The following is a 15,092-nucleotide window of genomic DNA, read 5'->3' on the forward strand; positions in this document are numbered from 1 at the left end:
TTTGCCCCAGCGGCTTTTCCACAGCTATCCACAGCGCCATTTTGCCGGTGCCAGAAAGAACGCAGTGAAACGATGAATCCGGTTGACTGTGTTTCGCTGCGACTCAGTCACTGGTCGCATCAGTATAGCCCCAAGAAGACAAAAAAACGCCCGGGCTGATGACCCGGGCGTTTCTCGAACTGGTTAGACGATGACGGCTTATTCGTCGTCTTCAGCGTTGCCGTCTGCGTCCGGATCGAAGAAGTCTTCCGGACGAAGCGCGTCTTCGTCGACGCCGTAGATGGCGTCAGCCGAGGTGAGGCTTTCGCCCTTGGCCTGGCGCTCGGCTTCTTCAGCGGAACGGGCAACGTTGACAGCGATTTCGGTTTCAACTTCCGAATGCAGGTGCAGAACGACCTTGTGGAGGCCGATTGCCTTGATCGGGGTGTTGAGATCGACCTGGTTGCGGCCGACGTTGAAGCCTTCGGCAGCCAGTGCCTCGAGGATGTCGCGGGCAGCGACCGAACCGTAGAGCTGGCCGGTTTCGCCAGCCGAGCGGACGATCACGAAGGTCTTGCCGTCGAGCGCGTCGGCAACGGTCTGGGCTTCGCCCTTGCGCTCCAGGTTGCGGGCTTCGAGCGTTGCACGCTCGGATTCGAAGCGCTTCTTGTTGGCTTCGTTGGCGCGCAGCGCCTTGCCCTGCGGCAGAAGGAAGTTACGGGCAAAGCCGTCCTTGACCTTTACCGTTTCGCCCATCTGGCCAAGCTTGGCCACGCGTTCAAGCAGAATGACTTGCATGTTGTGGTTCCTTTCAAGTTTCAATTCGTAGGTGGTTCGTCACTGCCGTCTGCAGGTTTTGCAGGCGTCAGGGCAATGGTGCGGCGTGTGTCGGAAAGACCCAGCACGACAATGGCGATCGCCGGCAGGATAAGCATCGACGACAGGTAGCAGAGGACGAGAACCGGCAGGCGCCAGTCCTTGTCGCGGGTGCGAAAGTGAAGCGAGGCATAGCCCGCCATGAGAAAGCCGGCGCCGAATGTGCCGCAGACGACCGCGCCGATCATCGCCGGAGCGCCGCCGAAGAAAGTCATCACGGTGCCGGCGAGAAAGATGAAGATGGCATTGCGGTTCATGCGCAGCGCCGACGGCATGTCCTCGCGCGGCCGAACCGCACGGCCCGACCGCGACACGACGCGCACGGCGATGTAGAAGGCGGCAAACAGCAGCGTCACCCAGATGCCGCCCTGAAACATCGGCAGCATCAGCACCAGCAGCGACTTGGTCTGGGAAAGGCTCGCGACATCGGGGGCGAGCGTGGGCTCCTGCGCCTGCAATGCTGTTGTCATCGCATCGACCATCTGGTCGATCAGTTCAGGACCGTAGCCGATCGCAAAGCCGAGCGCGATCACGGCGATCGTGACGAGCCCGCAGAGGTGCAGCAGAATGTCGGAAATCGGGTACCAGGCCATCAGATTGTCCGGGCCGCCGAGTTCGGAGGCGGGACGGGCAAGATTGGCAAGATGCGACAACCAGCCGGCGGGGATCAGCGTGAACACTGCCATGGCAAGCGCAAACATCGGCGACACGAGAAGTGCACCAAGTACGCCTGCGGTGACGACACCGACGATGGCGGCGCGATTGCCCCAGCCGAGGCCGGCAATCAGGATGGGAAGTGCGGAAGCTGCATAGAGAATGGAGGCAAACGACGACTGTGCGCTGGCACCCATGACAAGCACGGTGGCGATAACACCGGCAAGGATACCGGTCGGCAGCACTGTCTGGAACTTGTTCGTCACTTTGTCTCGCTGTCCTGCCACATCAAGCAGTTAGGGGATAGGCCGGGACGGATGTCGCAATGGCCTTGATCCCCAACATGGGGTTTTGGTTTTGCCGATCCGCGCCCAACGCGGAAGGGGAGATGGACCTGCCGGCTTTGACAGCCGGCAGGTCCGATATCAGATTACGACAGAACGTAAGGCAGCAGGCCGAGGAAGCGGGCGCGCTTGATGGCCTGGGCCAGTTCGCGCTGCTTCTTCTGGGAAACGGCCGTGATACGCGAAGGTACGATCTTGCCGCGCTCGGAAATGTAGCGCTGCAGAAGGCGTACGTCCTTGTAGTCGATCCGCGGTGCATTCGCGCCCGAGAAGGGGCAGGTCTTGCGACGACGGTGGAAAGGACGGCGTGCCGCGGAGGAGGATGAGTCAGCCATTGGTGTTTTCTCCTTCGAACCGATTAAGCGTCACGTGGCGGGCGCGGTGCGCGCTCGAAACCACCTTCACGCGGGGGACGATCGCCGAAATCGCGGCGCGGGCCACGATCGCCGAAGTCGCGGCGAGGACCACGGTCGTCGCCATCACGGCGCGGACGGTCGTCACGATCGCGCTTCTGCATCATTGCAGACGCACCTTCTTCGTGCTTCTCGACGGCAAGCGTCATGTAGCGAAGAACGTCTTCGTTGATGCGCATCTGGCGTTCCATCTCGTGCACGGCAGCTGCCGGTGCGTCGATGTCCATAAGGGCGTAATGCGCCTTGCGGTTCTTCTTGATGCGGTATGTGAGGGACTTGAGGCCCCAGTTTTCTACGCGCCCGACTTTGCCGCCATTTGCTTCGAGGACACCCTTGTACTGTTCTACGAGGGCATCAACCTGCTGTGCGGACATATCCTGTCGAGCAAGGAATACGTGTTCATAAAGAGCCATGTAAGCTTTGCCTTTCTTGCGGTTGTTTTGTCACCCGGGTTCGGCGGCTAAGCCTCAACGACTGCTCTTGGAATGGGGCAAGCCCAGGCAAGAAAAGCTGTTGTATCGAGACGGTCGAGAGCGGAGACACGGGAGGCCGGAACGCTTTTCGTTCCTACGGCCGCTCACGCGACCTACCCTCCGTTCAGCCACCAGCCAGAAGACCGGGTGTTTCGAACAAGGCGGCTTATACGGATTTTTGACGATAAGGCAAGGGGGAGGGGGTCGATGCTCGCAAAAATAGTTAAATGGACTTCATAGCACCTTGGGTTGTAATTTGGGTTCGGGTCAATTCGACCCTTTGCCAAGAGGAGCAGGAGGCATGGCTAAGCTCGATACTATTTTGAATACTACCATCACCTGGAAAAATTGGACGTCGGATGCGGATCTTCTTTCGCTTTTGTCGGACCTGCAGGCCAATATCCTGAAGGGGCACGGCAGAGATCATACCAAGAATGTCTTTCTCAGTTTCGCTGGCATGAAGTCTGATGCGGTCGCCGGCCTGCTGCGGGATCTTTCGTTCGTGACGACATCCGCGCTGACGCAACTGCGCGAGGCAGAAGCATTCAAGGCAACAAGCCTGAGCGGTGGAACCGTTCTCAGCGTCTTTCTCAGCGCGAACGGCTACCGAGCGCTTGGTTTGCCCGACGCCAAGATTCCCGCCGATAAGGCCTTCCGTGCCGGGATGCGGATCCGCGGCCGGCTGCCGGCGGTACCGCTTCCGTTTAACGGTCCGCCGATCAATGATCCGGAAAAGGAGCACTGGGAAAAGGGTGAGGCTTGGGACAGCGCCAAGGACGACCCCGACGCCATGGTTCTGATTGCAGACGAACAGGCCTCACTTGTGGGCAATTCCTACAGCGCGTTGCAGAAGGTTTTCGCAAAGCACGGCGCAACGGTTCTGGGTTCGGACATCGGCCTGGCGCAGAGGCGCAAGCAGGCGGGCGGCGATGTTCGAGGCGAAGGCATCGAGCATTTCGGCTATGTCGATGGCATCAGCCAGCCATTGTTTCTGACCGAAGACTTCCTCGACAACAATGGAATGCCCAAACCTCGTGGCAAATGGGACGAGGAGTTCAAGGCCTCCCAGTTTGTCGTATCGGATCCGGGCAATCCCACGACATTTTCATGCGGCAGCTATTTCGTCTACCGCAAGCTCGAGCAGAACGTGAAGCTGTCCAAGCAGAGGGAACGTCTGCTTGCGCAGTCGGTGGATCCACAGAACCCCGATGAGGACCGCGCGGGTGCGATGGTTGTCGGTCGCTTCGAGGACGGAACACCGGCACTGCAGAGCGGTCCAGTGGCCGGCGCGCCAACCAATGACTTCGACTACACACTCGACCCGGTCGGGCTGAAATGTCCCGTTCGAGCGCATGTCAGGAAGACCAATCCGCGCACGCCGGGCGACGAATTCGAGCGCTCGCATATCATGGCGCGCCGAGGCATAACCTATGGCGATCGGGCACCCGATTTTTCAGATGAGCCAGACAAGGGAGTCGGTCTTATTTTCATGGCTTACATGGCAGACGTCAATCAGCAGTTCGAGTTCACCCAGAGTGCCTGGGCGAACAATACGTCGTTTCCATTCCAGCCGGCGGTTCCGGCGAAGAAAGGTGTCGATTTCATCATCAGCCAGGTCGCAAACAGTGGCGATCCGTCCGAAAAGGAATGGATCGATGGCCATAGTCAGCCACAAAAGGTCGGCGTGATGGATTTCGTGCAGACGGTGACCTTGATGGGCGGCGAGTACTTCTTCGCTCCATCGATCAGCTTCCTTCAGTCGGCACCATCCTTGATCGCAAACCCGCCGGCTGAGTTGTCGTGAAATAGCCGAGCGATTGAGCGGCGACAGAGATATATCCGGCGGCCGGGACTTATCGTTCCGGCCACCTTTATGCTGACCTACCGCGCCGCCCGGCTTTTCCGGTATCTGACCACGGCAATCACGATGAGGAGGGCGGCGAGCGGAAACCCAGCCTCCGTCACGAAGACCCGATCCGCCCTGACCTGGTCGCGCATGGCGGTCCAGGCGATCGAGCTGACGATGCAGTTCTCGTTCGTGTCGGATATCTCGGTAATCGGCAGCTGACCGCATTGCGCGGCGGCCACCAGATAGGCCTCGTGGAACGGGCTTCCGGGCCTTGGAATGTCGATCATGGCTTGTCCTCCGCCGGAAGAAATAGCGCAAGTTTGCGGATGACGACAGCGTGTTTCAGCCGGTCATCCGCAATCCGTCGCGACCTCAGATCGGCATCGGATAGTCGCGATAGACCGCGGCGATCTCTCTCAGAACCTCATCCGACAGCGTCACGTCGGCAGCGGCGATGTTGGTTTTCAACTGGTCCATCGTCGTTGCGCCGATGATGACGGAGGCCATGAAGGGGCGCGTCAGGCAGAAGGCCAGCGCCATCTGAGACGGGTCGAGGCCGTGTTTCTTGGCGATGTCGAGATAGGCCTTGACCGCCGGCTCCTGCCGCGGCTGAAGGCGACCGCCGAGATCCTGGTTGATCGAGCCGCGCGAGCCGTCGGGACGCGCGCCGCCCTGATACTTGCCGGAAAGCAGCCCGGCTGCGAGCGGCGAATAGGCGAGGAGGCCGACATCCTCGTGATGGGACATTTCTGCAAGATCCAGATCGAACTGGCGATAGAGAAGATTGTATTCGTTCTGCAGCGTCGCGACGCGGGGCAGACCCTTCTCCTCGGCCACATCGAGATAGCGCATCGTGCCCCAGGTGCTTTCGTTGGAAAGCCCGATCGCGCGGATCTTGCCCTCCTTCACCAGTTCGCCGAGCGTTTCGAGTTTTTCCAGAAAACTCGTGCGTGCCTGTTCGCGATCCTGTTTCGACGCATCGAATTTCCAGGAATTGCGGAAGTGGAACGTGCCGCGGTTCGGCCAGTGGATCTGGTAGAGGTCGAGGTAATCCGTCTTGAGGCGCAAGAGGCTGGCATCGAGTGCTTCCCGAATCGTCTCGCGGGTAATCGGGCGGCCGTCGCGAATGTAGGAGCGACCGCTGCCGGCGATCTTGGAGGCAAGGATCAGGTCGGAGCGCTTGCCGCTCTTTTGCAGCCAGGTGCCGATGATCGTTTCCGTGTCGCCGTAGGTCTCGGCGCCGGCAGGCGTCGTCGGGTAGAGTTCGGCCGTATCGAAGAAGTTGACGCCGTTGTCGAAGGCATAGTCCATCTGTTCATGGGCTTCGGCCTCGGAATTCTGCGTTCCCCAGGTCATCGTGCCCAGGCAGATCTCCGAAACGGAGAGGTCCGTGCGGCCAAGTTTGTTGTATTTCATGCAGCTCGATCCCGTCTGAAAATGTGGCCGGACTTTAGAACGGATTTGACGCAACGCAAGGGCGCCCCGGTTGCGGCTTCAAGCGGCTATAGCGGAAAATTTACCAAGTGTTTGCTGGACGTGAGAGATATTTTTCCGATTTGTAGTCGGATACGGTATTTTTTGCGGCTCGTTCCAACTTGCCGTGGAATAAATTTTCGGAGGAGTTGTTGAATGACTGATGACGCGATGCAGCACAAAAAGACGGAATACGATGACAAGGGGTTTCCTGACGCCGGCGAGCCGCCGAAGACGGGACGATGGAAACTCATCGGTCCCGGTATCGTGGTTGCCGTCACCGGCGTCGGCGCCGGCGATCTGATCGCCACGCTGATTGCCGGCTCGCGCTTCGGTTATGCGCTTCTCTGGGCAGCCGTCATCGGCTGCATCGTCAAGATTGCGCTGGCTGAAGGTTCCGCCCGCTACCACCTTGCCACGGGTTCCACGATGCTGGATGGCTGGAGGTCGCTCGGCAAGTGGACGAGCTGGTATTTCGGCATCTACATCATGATCTGGGGCTTCGTGTACGGCGCTACCGCCATGAGCGCGACGGCACTGCCGCTGGCGGCTCTCTTCCCGTTCCTGCCGCTCTGGGCCTGGGCCATGATCTCAGGCCTCGTCTGCGCGGCCTTCGTTGCCTTCAACAACTACGAAGTCTTCGAGACCGTGATGAAGATCTTCATCGCCATCATGTTCACCATCGTCGTCGGCATCGCCATCCTCGTCGTGCCTGATGTCGGCAATGCGCTGACCGGTCTGATCCCGACCATTCCCGAGGGTTCGGCCATCTACACGCTCGGCCTGATCGGCGGCGTCGGCGGTACCATCACAATGGCGTCCTACGGCTACTGGGTGAATGCCAAGGGATGGCGCACACCGTCCTGGATGGGCGTCATGCGCCTCGACAATCGCGTCGCCTACATCATGACCGGCATTTTCGTCATCGCCATGCTGATCGTCGGCGCCGAGCTTCTCTACACGGCGCAGATCGCGCTCTCGACCGGTGACCGCGGGCTGCTCGATCTCGATGCGGTGCTCCAGGAGCGGTTCGGTCCGTTTGTCGCAAAGGCCTTCCTGGTCGGTTTCTTTGCCACCACGATCTCCTCCATCCTCGGCGTCTGGCATGGCGTGTCGCTGCTGTTTGCGGATTTCGTCCGCACCGTGCGTGGCGAAACCAGTGGCTCGCGGCAGGGACTGGAAAAGACGCCGGCCTTCAAGTTCTACCTGTTCTGGCTGACGATCCCGCCGATGTCGCTGTTGTGGTTCGGCCGCCCGTTCACGCTCGTCATCATCTATGGCGCGCTCGGAGCCTTCTTCATGCCGTTCCTGGCGGTCACGTTGATCTGGCTGCTGAACTCTGCCCGCGTCCCGAAGGAATGGCGCAATGGCTGGCTGTCGAATGGCCTGCTCGGCGCTGCAGCGCTGCTATTCGTCGTTCTTTGCGTCAACGAAGTGATCAGCCTGATTTCGGGCTGATAACAGGGGGTAAGCACCGGCCAAAATCGGGGTAAATGCCCGAAACCCTTGACTTGCAAGGCGGGAATGTGAATGGAAAGGGCAAAAATAGGGAAAGGAAACGACCTTATGAGTAGTCCGGCGAGCAGTATCGCATTCACATTCCCGGGTCAGGGAAGCCAGGCCGTCGGCATGGGCAAGGAACTGGCCGACGCCTTTCCCGAAGCCCGTGCCGTGTTCGATGAAGTCGACGAGGCGCTCGGCCAGAAACTGTCCGAAACAATGTGGAACGGGCCGGAAGAAACGTTGACGCTGACCGCCAACGCGCAGCCGGCCCTCATGGCCGTTTCCATCGCGACGATGCGCGTTCTCGAAGCCCGTGGCCTCGTTCTCGCCGAAAAGGTCGGTTTCGTCGCCGGCCATTCGCTCGGCGAATATTCGGCTCTTTGTGCGGCCGGCACGTTCTCTCTCGCAGACACAGCACGGCTGTTGCGCATTCGCGGTGACGCGATGCAGTCCGCCGTTCCGGTCGGTCAGGGCGCGATGGCTGCGATCATCGGCCTCGACCACGCCGATGTCGAAGCGATCTGTTTGGAGGCGAAGTCGGAAGGCGTGTGTCAGATCGCCAACGACAATGGCGGCGGCCAGCTGGTGATTTCCGGCTCGAAGGCTGCTGTCGAGAAAGCAGCGGCTCTGGCGACCGAAAAAGGCGCCAAGCGCGCGATCATGCTGCCGGTCTCTGCACCCTTCCACAGCGACCTGATGGCGCCGGCGGCCGACGCCATGCGCCATGCGCTGGACACCGTCCAGAAAAACGATCCGGTCGTGCCTGTCATCGCCAATGTGCGCGCAACGCCGGTCACCGACGCGAACGAAATCGCGACGTTGCTGGTGGCGCAGGTGACCGGACAGGTGCGCTGGCGCGAAACCGTCGAGTGGTTCGGCGCCAATGGCGTGACGACGCTCTACGAAATTGGTTCCGGCAAGGTGCTGACGGGTCTTGCCCGCCGCATCGACAAGAATATCTCTGGCATAGCCCTCAACACCCCGGCTGATATCGACGCGGCGCTGGCTGCCATCCTCGGCTGAAGAGAAGGAATTCAACATGTTTGACCTGACCGGCCGCAAGGCCCTCGTCACCGGTGCCACCGGCGGCCTCGGCGAAGAAATCGCCCGCATGCTGCATGCGCAGGGTGCAACCGTCGGCCTGCACGGCACCCGCGTCGAGAAGCTGGAAGCACTCGCTGCCGAACTCGGCGATCGCGTCCACATCTTTCCGGCCAATCTCTCCGACCGCGCCGCGGTCAAGGCGCTCGGTGAAAAGGCGGAAGCGGAACTCGGCGGCGTTGACATTCTCGTCAACAATGCGGGCATCACCAAGGACGGCCTGTTCGTGCGCATGAGCGACGAGGACTGGGACGCAGTCCTTGAAGTCAACCTGACCTCCGTGTTCCGCCTGACCCGCGAGCTGACCCATCCGATGATGCGCCGTCGCTTCGGCCGCATTATCAACATCACCTCGATCGTCGGCGTCACCGGCAATCCGGGCCAGGCCAACTATTGCGCCTCCAAGGCCGGCATGATCGGCTTCTCGAAGTCGCTGGCGCAGGAAATCGCCACGCGCAACGTGACGGTCAACTGCGTCGCGCCAGGCTTTATCGAGAGCGCCATGACCGGCAAGCTGAACGACAAGCAGAAAGACGCCATCATGGGGGCCATTCCGATGAAGCGGATGGGCGCCGGATCCGACATTGCCGCCGCTGTTCTTTACCTCGCTTCGAATGAAGCGGGATATGTGACTGGACAGACCTTGCATATCAATGGCGGTATGGCGATGATCTGATCCGGGGCACGGGCGCAGCAAATCCGAGTAAAATCGGCTGTTGGCGGCTGTGCGGCGGAACAGATTCTGGCTTTGCGTAGCACGGAAACCGTGTTAAGCGGGCCTTGACTACACGAAGTCACCCCGAAATTCAGGGCGTCATAATGCGTGAGCATGTGACTGGAACCTGAAGAGGGGCGAAGGGGTTTGCCCGCATCGGCACCATGAAGTGCCGGCGGCAGGTATTAACAGGATACGGATGCCATTCAGGCATTCGAGAAGACAAAAGGTCGAGGAAACCGACATGAGCGATATCGCAGAACGCGTTAAGAAAATTGTTGTTGATCATCTCGGCGTCGACGCCGAAAAGGTTGTCGAAGGCGCTAGCTTCATCGACGACCTCGGCGCGGACTCGCTCGATACGGTCGAACTGGTCATGGCGTTCGAAGAAGAATTCGGCGTGGAAATTCCGGACGATGCAGCTGACTCGATCCTGACGGTCGGCGACGCTGTAAAGTTCATCGAAAAGGCTCAGGCCTGATCGAACCATATTCGGGACGCGCGCCTCGTTGCGAGGCCGCGATCTCTCATGACGGCCCGCTTGTTCGGGCCGTTTCAGCAACTAACTGACAATACTACTACAGGGTGGGGCACTGGCGATGAGGCGTGTCGTTATCACCGGTACCGGCATGGTATCTCCTCTGGGATGCGGAACGGAAGTCAGCTGGCAACGTCTGCTGGCCGGCGACAACGCCGCCCGGGTCGTGACCGAATTTGAAGTCGAAGATCTTCCGGCCAAAATCGCCTGCCGCATTCCGGTCGGCGACGGTTCCAACGGCACATTCAATGCCGACAACTGGATGGAGCCGAAAGAACAGCGCAAGATCGATCCATTTATTCTTTATGGTGTTGCCGCCGCCGACATGGCGCTGGCCGACGCCGGCTGGCACCCGCAGACCGACCAGGACCAGATCGAGACCGGTGTCCTGATCGGCTCCGGCATCGGTGGTCTCGAGGGTATCGTCGAGGCTGGCTACACTTTGCGAGACAAAGGCCCACGCCGCATCTCGCCGTTCTTCATTCCCGGCCGCCTGATCAACCTTGTCTCCGGACAGGTCTCGATCAAGCACAAGCTGCGCGGCCCGAACCATTCGGTCGTCACCGCCTGTTCCACCGGCGCACACGCGATTGGCGATGCCGCCCGGCTGATCATGCTGGGCGACGCGGAGGTCATGGTGGCCGGTGGTGCCGAATCACCCATCTGCCGGATCGCGCTGGCGGGCTTTGCTGCCTGCAAGGCGCTGTCGACCCTTCGCAACGACGACCCGCAAAGCGCCTCGCGCCCCTATGACCGCGACCGTGACGGTTTCGTGATGGGCGAGGGCGCCGGAATCGTCGTGCTGGAAGAGCTCGAACACGCCAAGGCGCGCGGTGCCAAGATTTACGCCGAAGTCGTCGGTTACGGCATGTCCGGCGATGCCTTCCACATCACGGCTCCTTCCGAAGACGGCGATGGTGCTTTCCGTTGCATGACGTCGGCCCTGAAGCGCGCTGGTCTTGGCGCATCCGACATCGACTACATCAACGCGCATGGCACATCGACCATGGCCGACACGATCGAACTCGGTGCTGTCGAACGCCTGGTTGGCAATGCGGCCTCCAAGGTCTCCATGTCGTCGACCAAGTCGGCAATCGGTCACCTTCTCGGTGCAGCCGGCGCTGTCGAAGCCATCTTCTCCGCATTGGCGATCCGTGACAATATCGCGCCGCCGACGCTCAACCTCGACAACCCTGATGTCGACACTGTGATCGATCTTGTTCCGCATACCGCGCGCAAGCGCGAAATCAACGTGGCGCTGTCGAACTCTTTCGGTTTCGGCGGTACCAACGCGTCTCTGGTGCTCAAGCGCTACGAAGCCTGACGCGCATTCGGCCTTCGCTTCTCGGCTGGACTTAGGTAGTCCGGCCGATATCATTTTCCGAACCTGCTTTTTGCCGTATTGCTTGGCCAAACAGCCGGTTGAAAGTCCAGAGTCGAGGGGAAACGGTTGAGCGACATGAATTCATCGAATGATCAGCCGGGTTATGGCAGTGGAAACGGCCATGGCGGCAATGGCAACGGTACGACCCGTGGTCCGATCATTCCGAAATCGCCGAACGAGGCCCTGAAGCCCGAACGGGTGCCGGAACCGCCGCGTCGCTCCAAGAAGGCGCGCAGCCAGCTGGTGATCTTCCTGAACTTCGTCATGACCATGGTCGTGCTCGTCTGCATCGTGGTGATCGGCGGCCTGTATTACATGATCCGGACGTTTCAGGATCCGGGCCCGCTGGAAACGAACGCCCACTTCATGGTCCGTCCCGGCAACGGCCTGGCGGAGATTGCCAACAATCTCGAGCGCAACGGCGTCGTGTCCGACGCGCGCGTGTTCCGCTACGTGACCGCGACCTATCTGCGCGGCGGCGAGACGCTGAAGGCCGGCGAATACGACATCAAGGCGAAGGCTTCGATGAAGGACGTGATGGAGACGCTGATCTCTGGCAAGTCCATCCTCTATTCCGTCGTCTTCCCGGAAGGCCTGACCGTGCGCCAGATGATGCTGCGTCTCAACGAGGATGCGGTGCTGGAAGGCGACATGCCGGCTGAGCTTCCCGCCGAAGGCAGCCTGCGTCCCGATACCTACAAGTTCTCGCGCGGCACCAAGAGGTCGGAAATCCTCTCGCAGATGCACGCCGCTCAGCAGAAGACGATCGACCAGATCTGGGAAAAGCGCGACCCCGACCTGCCGGTCAAGACCAAGGCAGAGTTCGTGGTGCTGGCCTCGATCGTCGAGAAGGAAACCGGCAAGGACGACGAGCGCGCCCATGTCGCCTCGGTCTTCATCAACCGGCTGAACAAGGGGATGCGGCTGCAGTCTGACCCGACCATTGTCTACGGCATCTTCGGCGGGGAGGGCAAACCGTCCGATCGGCCGATCTACAAGTCCGATCTGACCAAGCAGACGCCCTACAATACCTATCAGATCAAGGGCCTGCCGCCGACGCCGATCTCCAACCCCGGCCGCGCCGCACTCGAGGCTGTTGCCAATCCGTGGCGCACCAACGATCTCTATTTCGTGGCAGACGGCACAGGCGGGCACGTGTTTGCAGCCACGCTGGAAGAGCACAATGCCAACGTACGCCGCTGGCGCCGGATCGAGGCCGAACGGTCAACCGGCAATACGGCAGCCCGCGGTGAAGAAGTGGTCGATGGCCAGCCGGATGGCGACGACGCCGAAAAGCCACCGAAAAGCAACTGACGCCTTGCCTCTGGGGAAGGCAGTCCGGAGAAGCGTATGAGCCTGCCGTCTAACCCGAAATCCCTGCAGTCGATGACCGGCTTTGCCCGCAGCGAAGGAACAAGCGGCCGCAATCGCTTTGCCTGGGAACTGCGCTCGGTCAACGGCAAGGGGCTCGACATGCGATTGCGGCTGCCCTCCGGCCTTGATCGTCTTGAGCAGGATGTCCGCAAGCGGATTTCCGAACGGTTTTCGCGCGGCAATCTGCAGGTGGCGCTGTCGCTCTCGACCGACGACGCAAAGGTGGAAGCGGTGCTGAACCGCGATGCACTGGCCGCCGTGATGGCGCTCCGCGCTGAACTGGGCGATCTGGTCGATCCGGCACCGCTGCGTCTCGACACGTTGCTTGGCATCCGTGGTCTCGTCGAGATCCGCGAGGCCGAGGATGACGAACAGGCGGTGACGGCGCGCGACGCCGCCATCCTTAACTGTCTCGGCGACGCGCTTTTCAGACTTGAAGAGATGCGCGAGCACGAAGGGTCGGCGCTGCGGGACATTCTCACCCTCCATGTGGACCGCATCGCCGAACTGACGACGCTGGTGGAGAACGACCCGTCCCGCTCGCCGGAAGAGATTGCCAAGAAGCTTTCCACGCAGCTCGCCGCCTTGATGGCAGAGGCGCCGACCCTCGACCGCGACAGGCTTTATGGCGAGGCAGCACTGCTTGCGACCCGCGCCGATCTGCGCGAAGAGATCGACCGACTGAAGGCCCATGTCGTCGCAGCCCGCGAGCTTCTGCAGACGGGCGGGCCTGCCGGGCGCCGTCTCGACTTCCTTGCACAGGAATTTAACCGGGAATCGAATACGATCTGTTCCAAATCCAACGCCTCTGCTGTAACGGCAGCAGGACTGGAACTGAAAGTCGTGATCGACCAGTTCCGCGAACAGGTTCAGAATCTGGAGTGACACGACCATGAGCCCGGCCCCCTCGACACCGAAAACCTCGTCGCCCTCGAAGATGAAGACGACGATCGCGCGCCGGGGATTGATGCTGGTCCTGTCGTCGCCGTCAGGCGCTGGCAAATCCACCATCGCCGGCAATCTCTTGCGCGGCGACCATAGCCTCGAGATCTCGGTCAGTGTCACCACCCGCGCCAAGCGTCCGAGCGAGATCGCCGACACCCACTACCATTTCATCACCGTGCCGCAGTTCGAGCGCATGCGCGATGCCGACGATCTGCTGGAATGGGCCGAGGTACATGGCAATTTCTACGGCACGCCGCGCGAGCCAGTGGAAAAGGCGATGGCCGAGGGACGCGACATGCTGTTCGACATCGACTGGCAAGGCGCACTTCAGCTGCAGGAAAAGATGAAGGCGGACGTCGTCTCGATCTTCGTGCTGCCGCCAACCATGACCGAGCTGCAGTCACGCTTGCACCGCCGCGCTGAAGACAGCGAAGAGGTGATCCGCACCCGGCTTGCCAATTCCCGCTCGGAAATCGAGCGCTGGCGCGAATACGACTACGTCATCGTCAACGACGATCTCGACGAAGCCTTCCACAACGTCAGCTGCATCGTCAACGCCGAACGCGTCCGCCGCGACCGCAGACACGGCCTGTTCGAGTTCGTGAGCAACTTGCTGACCGAAGAGCCCGCGCTGTAGGTTTTAGTGGTACGGGGCGCTGCGGTTAGGTGCTCCCCGGAATTGCTCTACCTTTCCAAGCCATATGTGACGCGCTTTACTGCATCGCGTGCCTGCTGGATGGTGTCGACGATGGATGTGACCGATCGCACGGGGTTCCCGTCCGGGCCGAGATATATCAGGCTGTCAAATTTATAGCGGCAACCTGATCTTTCGATCTGGCCTGCCACCTCGGCGACCGTCTCGGGAGATGTGAGGAGAAGCATTTCCAGATTGGTACGATCTGGCACGCAAGCCGTGCCGCCATCCTTTGGCATCGGCTGAAGAGCGTCATTGAGATAGTAGATCACCCCAATCAGATTCTCGCCCCGACCCACTGCATGTGGCGTGCCCCATACCGAAGCAAGCTCTCCCAGCCACTCCTGCAGTGAAGGAAGGCGTGCGTTTTCTTCTTTTGGCTTGATGTCGAACCTAATCGCATAGAGTTCGGAACTAGTGAGAGGTGAAGTGAGAAAGAGAGAATAGGTGCGGTTGAAGGCGCGCTTTGCTGTTCTATCGGCAATCAGCACGCTTTGGAGATAGGGGATTTTCGAGCCCGACGGCAATGCCACGTCTCGCCGAACATTGATAAGCGTTTCTCTTCGGACCAGAGGCCAGCCCGGCAAGCGTTCTTGGGCAACCTGCTCCAGATCCTTAGCACTCATGCCAAATCTGAATTCCTGAAGCGGCAAGAAAAGGTGCACAAGCGAATCGGGCAAGACCTCCTTCGAAGGAGCGGACCATGCGTGGGCACTCACACCAAGATAGAATAGGCAGATGAGGACGAAGAGGGTGTTGCGCACCGAGGTTGTGTTC

The 15,092-nt window shown here is 60.4% G+C and carries 16 protein-coding genes; 9 read left to right on the forward strand and 7 right to left on the reverse strand.

What is annotated here, in order from left to right; all coding sequences use genetic code 11:
• Nucleotides 1-198 precede the first annotated feature (198 nt).
• The 4 genes from rplI to rpsF all read right to left on the reverse strand — a co-directional run bounded on the left by rplI (nt 199) and on the right by rpsF (nt 2,679).
• Complete coding sequence (gene rplI, locus G6K99_RS05440; protein ID WP_062579849.1) at nt 199-777, reverse strand: 50S ribosomal protein L9; 579 nt, start codon at nt 775-777, stop codon at nt 199-201.
• A 20-nt stretch (nt 778-797) separates the two neighbouring features.
• Complete coding sequence (locus tag G6K99_RS05445) at nt 798-1,775, reverse strand: DUF2232 domain-containing protein (protein ID WP_062579851.1); 978 nt, start codon at nt 1,773-1,775, stop codon at nt 798-800.
• Nucleotides 1,776-1,939: 164 nt separating this feature from the next.
• Nucleotides 1,940-2,188, reverse strand: coding sequence for a 30S ribosomal protein S18 (gene rpsR, locus G6K99_RS05450; protein WP_062453345.1), 249 nt, complete (start codon nt 2,186-2,188; stop codon nt 1,940-1,942).
• A 23-nt stretch (nt 2,189-2,211) separates the two neighbouring features.
• Nucleotides 2,212-2,679: a 30S ribosomal protein S6 gene (gene rpsF, locus G6K99_RS05455; RefSeq protein WP_062453344.1), complete on the reverse strand. Its 468-nt coding sequence runs from the start codon at nt 2,677-2,679 to the stop codon at nt 2,212-2,214.
• 361 nt (nt 2,680-3,040) lie between these two features.
• Between rpsF and G6K99_RS05460 the strand changes: the two genes are divergently transcribed.
• Nucleotides 3,041-4,543 carry a Dyp-type peroxidase domain-containing protein gene (locus G6K99_RS05460; RefSeq protein WP_174195927.1) on the forward strand — a complete coding sequence of 501 codons (1,503 nt, stop codon included), beginning with the start codon at nt 3,041-3,043 and terminating at the stop codon, nt 4,541-4,543.
• Nucleotides 4,544-4,620: 77 nt separating this feature from the next.
• On the opposite strand, the gene G6K99_RS05465 is transcribed toward G6K99_RS05460, so the two are convergent.
• Together G6K99_RS05465 and G6K99_RS05470 are read right to left on the reverse strand one after the other, a co-directional pair.
• Nucleotides 4,621-4,875, reverse strand: a complete 255-nt coding sequence (locus G6K99_RS05465) for a hypothetical protein (RefSeq protein WP_174195928.1) — start codon at nt 4,873-4,875, stop codon at nt 4,621-4,623.
• 85 nt (nt 4,876-4,960) lie between these two features.
• Nucleotides 4,961-6,004 (reverse strand): aldo/keto reductase, encoded by a 1,044-nt coding sequence (locus tag G6K99_RS05470; RefSeq protein WP_174195929.1) that lies wholly within the window; start codon nt 6,002-6,004, stop codon nt 4,961-4,963.
• Between the two features lie 213 nt (nt 6,005-6,217).
• On the opposite strand from G6K99_RS05470, the gene G6K99_RS05475 reads away from it, so the two are divergent.
• The 8 genes from G6K99_RS05475 to gmk all read left to right on the forward strand — a co-directional run bounded on the left by G6K99_RS05475 (nt 6,218) and on the right by gmk (nt 14,258).
• Nucleotides 6,218-7,519 (forward strand): Nramp family divalent metal transporter, encoded by a 1,302-nt coding sequence (locus tag G6K99_RS05475; RefSeq protein ID WP_202048825.1) that lies wholly within the window; start codon nt 6,218-6,220, stop codon nt 7,517-7,519.
• Nucleotides 7,520-7,627: 108 nt separating this feature from the next.
• Complete coding sequence (gene fabD, locus G6K99_RS05480) at nt 7,628-8,587, forward strand: ACP S-malonyltransferase (protein WP_113111094.1); 960 nt, start codon at nt 7,628-7,630, stop codon at nt 8,585-8,587.
• A 16-nt stretch (nt 8,588-8,603) separates the two neighbouring features.
• Nucleotides 8,604-9,341: a 3-oxoacyl-[acyl-carrier-protein] reductase gene (gene fabG, locus G6K99_RS05485; RefSeq protein WP_062453338.1), complete on the forward strand. Its 738-nt coding sequence runs from the start codon at nt 8,604-8,606 to the stop codon at nt 9,339-9,341.
• Between the two features lie 283 nt (nt 9,342-9,624).
• A complete protein-coding gene (locus tag G6K99_RS05490; protein WP_006727438.1) occupies nt 9,625-9,861 on the forward strand; it encodes an acyl carrier protein in 237 nt (78 codons plus the stop codon).
• 118 nt (nt 9,862-9,979) lie between these two features.
• The gene (gene fabF / locus G6K99_RS05495) at nt 9,980-11,242 is read left to right on the forward strand and encodes a beta-ketoacyl-ACP synthase II (protein WP_174195930.1); all 1,263 of its coding nucleotides are present in this window, start codon (nt 9,980-9,982) and stop codon (nt 11,240-11,242) included.
• Between the two features lie 135 nt (nt 11,243-11,377).
• Nucleotides 11,378-12,616, forward strand: a complete 1,239-nt coding sequence (gene mltG / locus G6K99_RS05500) for an endolytic transglycosylase MltG (RefSeq protein ID WP_174195931.1) — start codon at nt 11,378-11,380, stop codon at nt 12,614-12,616.
• Nucleotides 12,617-12,652: 36 nt separating this feature from the next.
• Complete coding sequence (locus G6K99_RS05505; RefSeq protein WP_244631360.1) at nt 12,653-13,561, forward strand: YicC/YloC family endoribonuclease; 909 nt, start codon at nt 12,653-12,655, stop codon at nt 13,559-13,561.
• Between the two features lie 7 nt (nt 13,562-13,568).
• Entirely contained in the window at nt 13,569-14,258 is a 690-nt protein-coding gene (gmk, locus tag G6K99_RS05510; RefSeq protein ID WP_244631361.1) for a guanylate kinase, read from the forward strand.
• 47 nt (nt 14,259-14,305) lie between these two features.
• Here gmk and G6K99_RS05515 read toward each other — a convergent pair whose 3' ends face one another.
• The gene (locus G6K99_RS05515; RefSeq protein WP_192076705.1) at nt 14,306-15,079 is read right to left on the reverse strand and encodes a hypothetical protein; all 774 of its coding nucleotides are present in this window, start codon (nt 15,077-15,079) and stop codon (nt 14,306-14,308) included.
• Between the last annotated feature and the right edge of the window lie 13 nt (nt 15,080-15,092).

Source organism: Neorhizobium sp. AL 9.2.2 (assembly GCF_013317225.1).
Lineage (GTDB): Bacteria > Pseudomonadota > Alphaproteobacteria > Rhizobiales > Rhizobiaceae > Neorhizobium > Neorhizobium soli.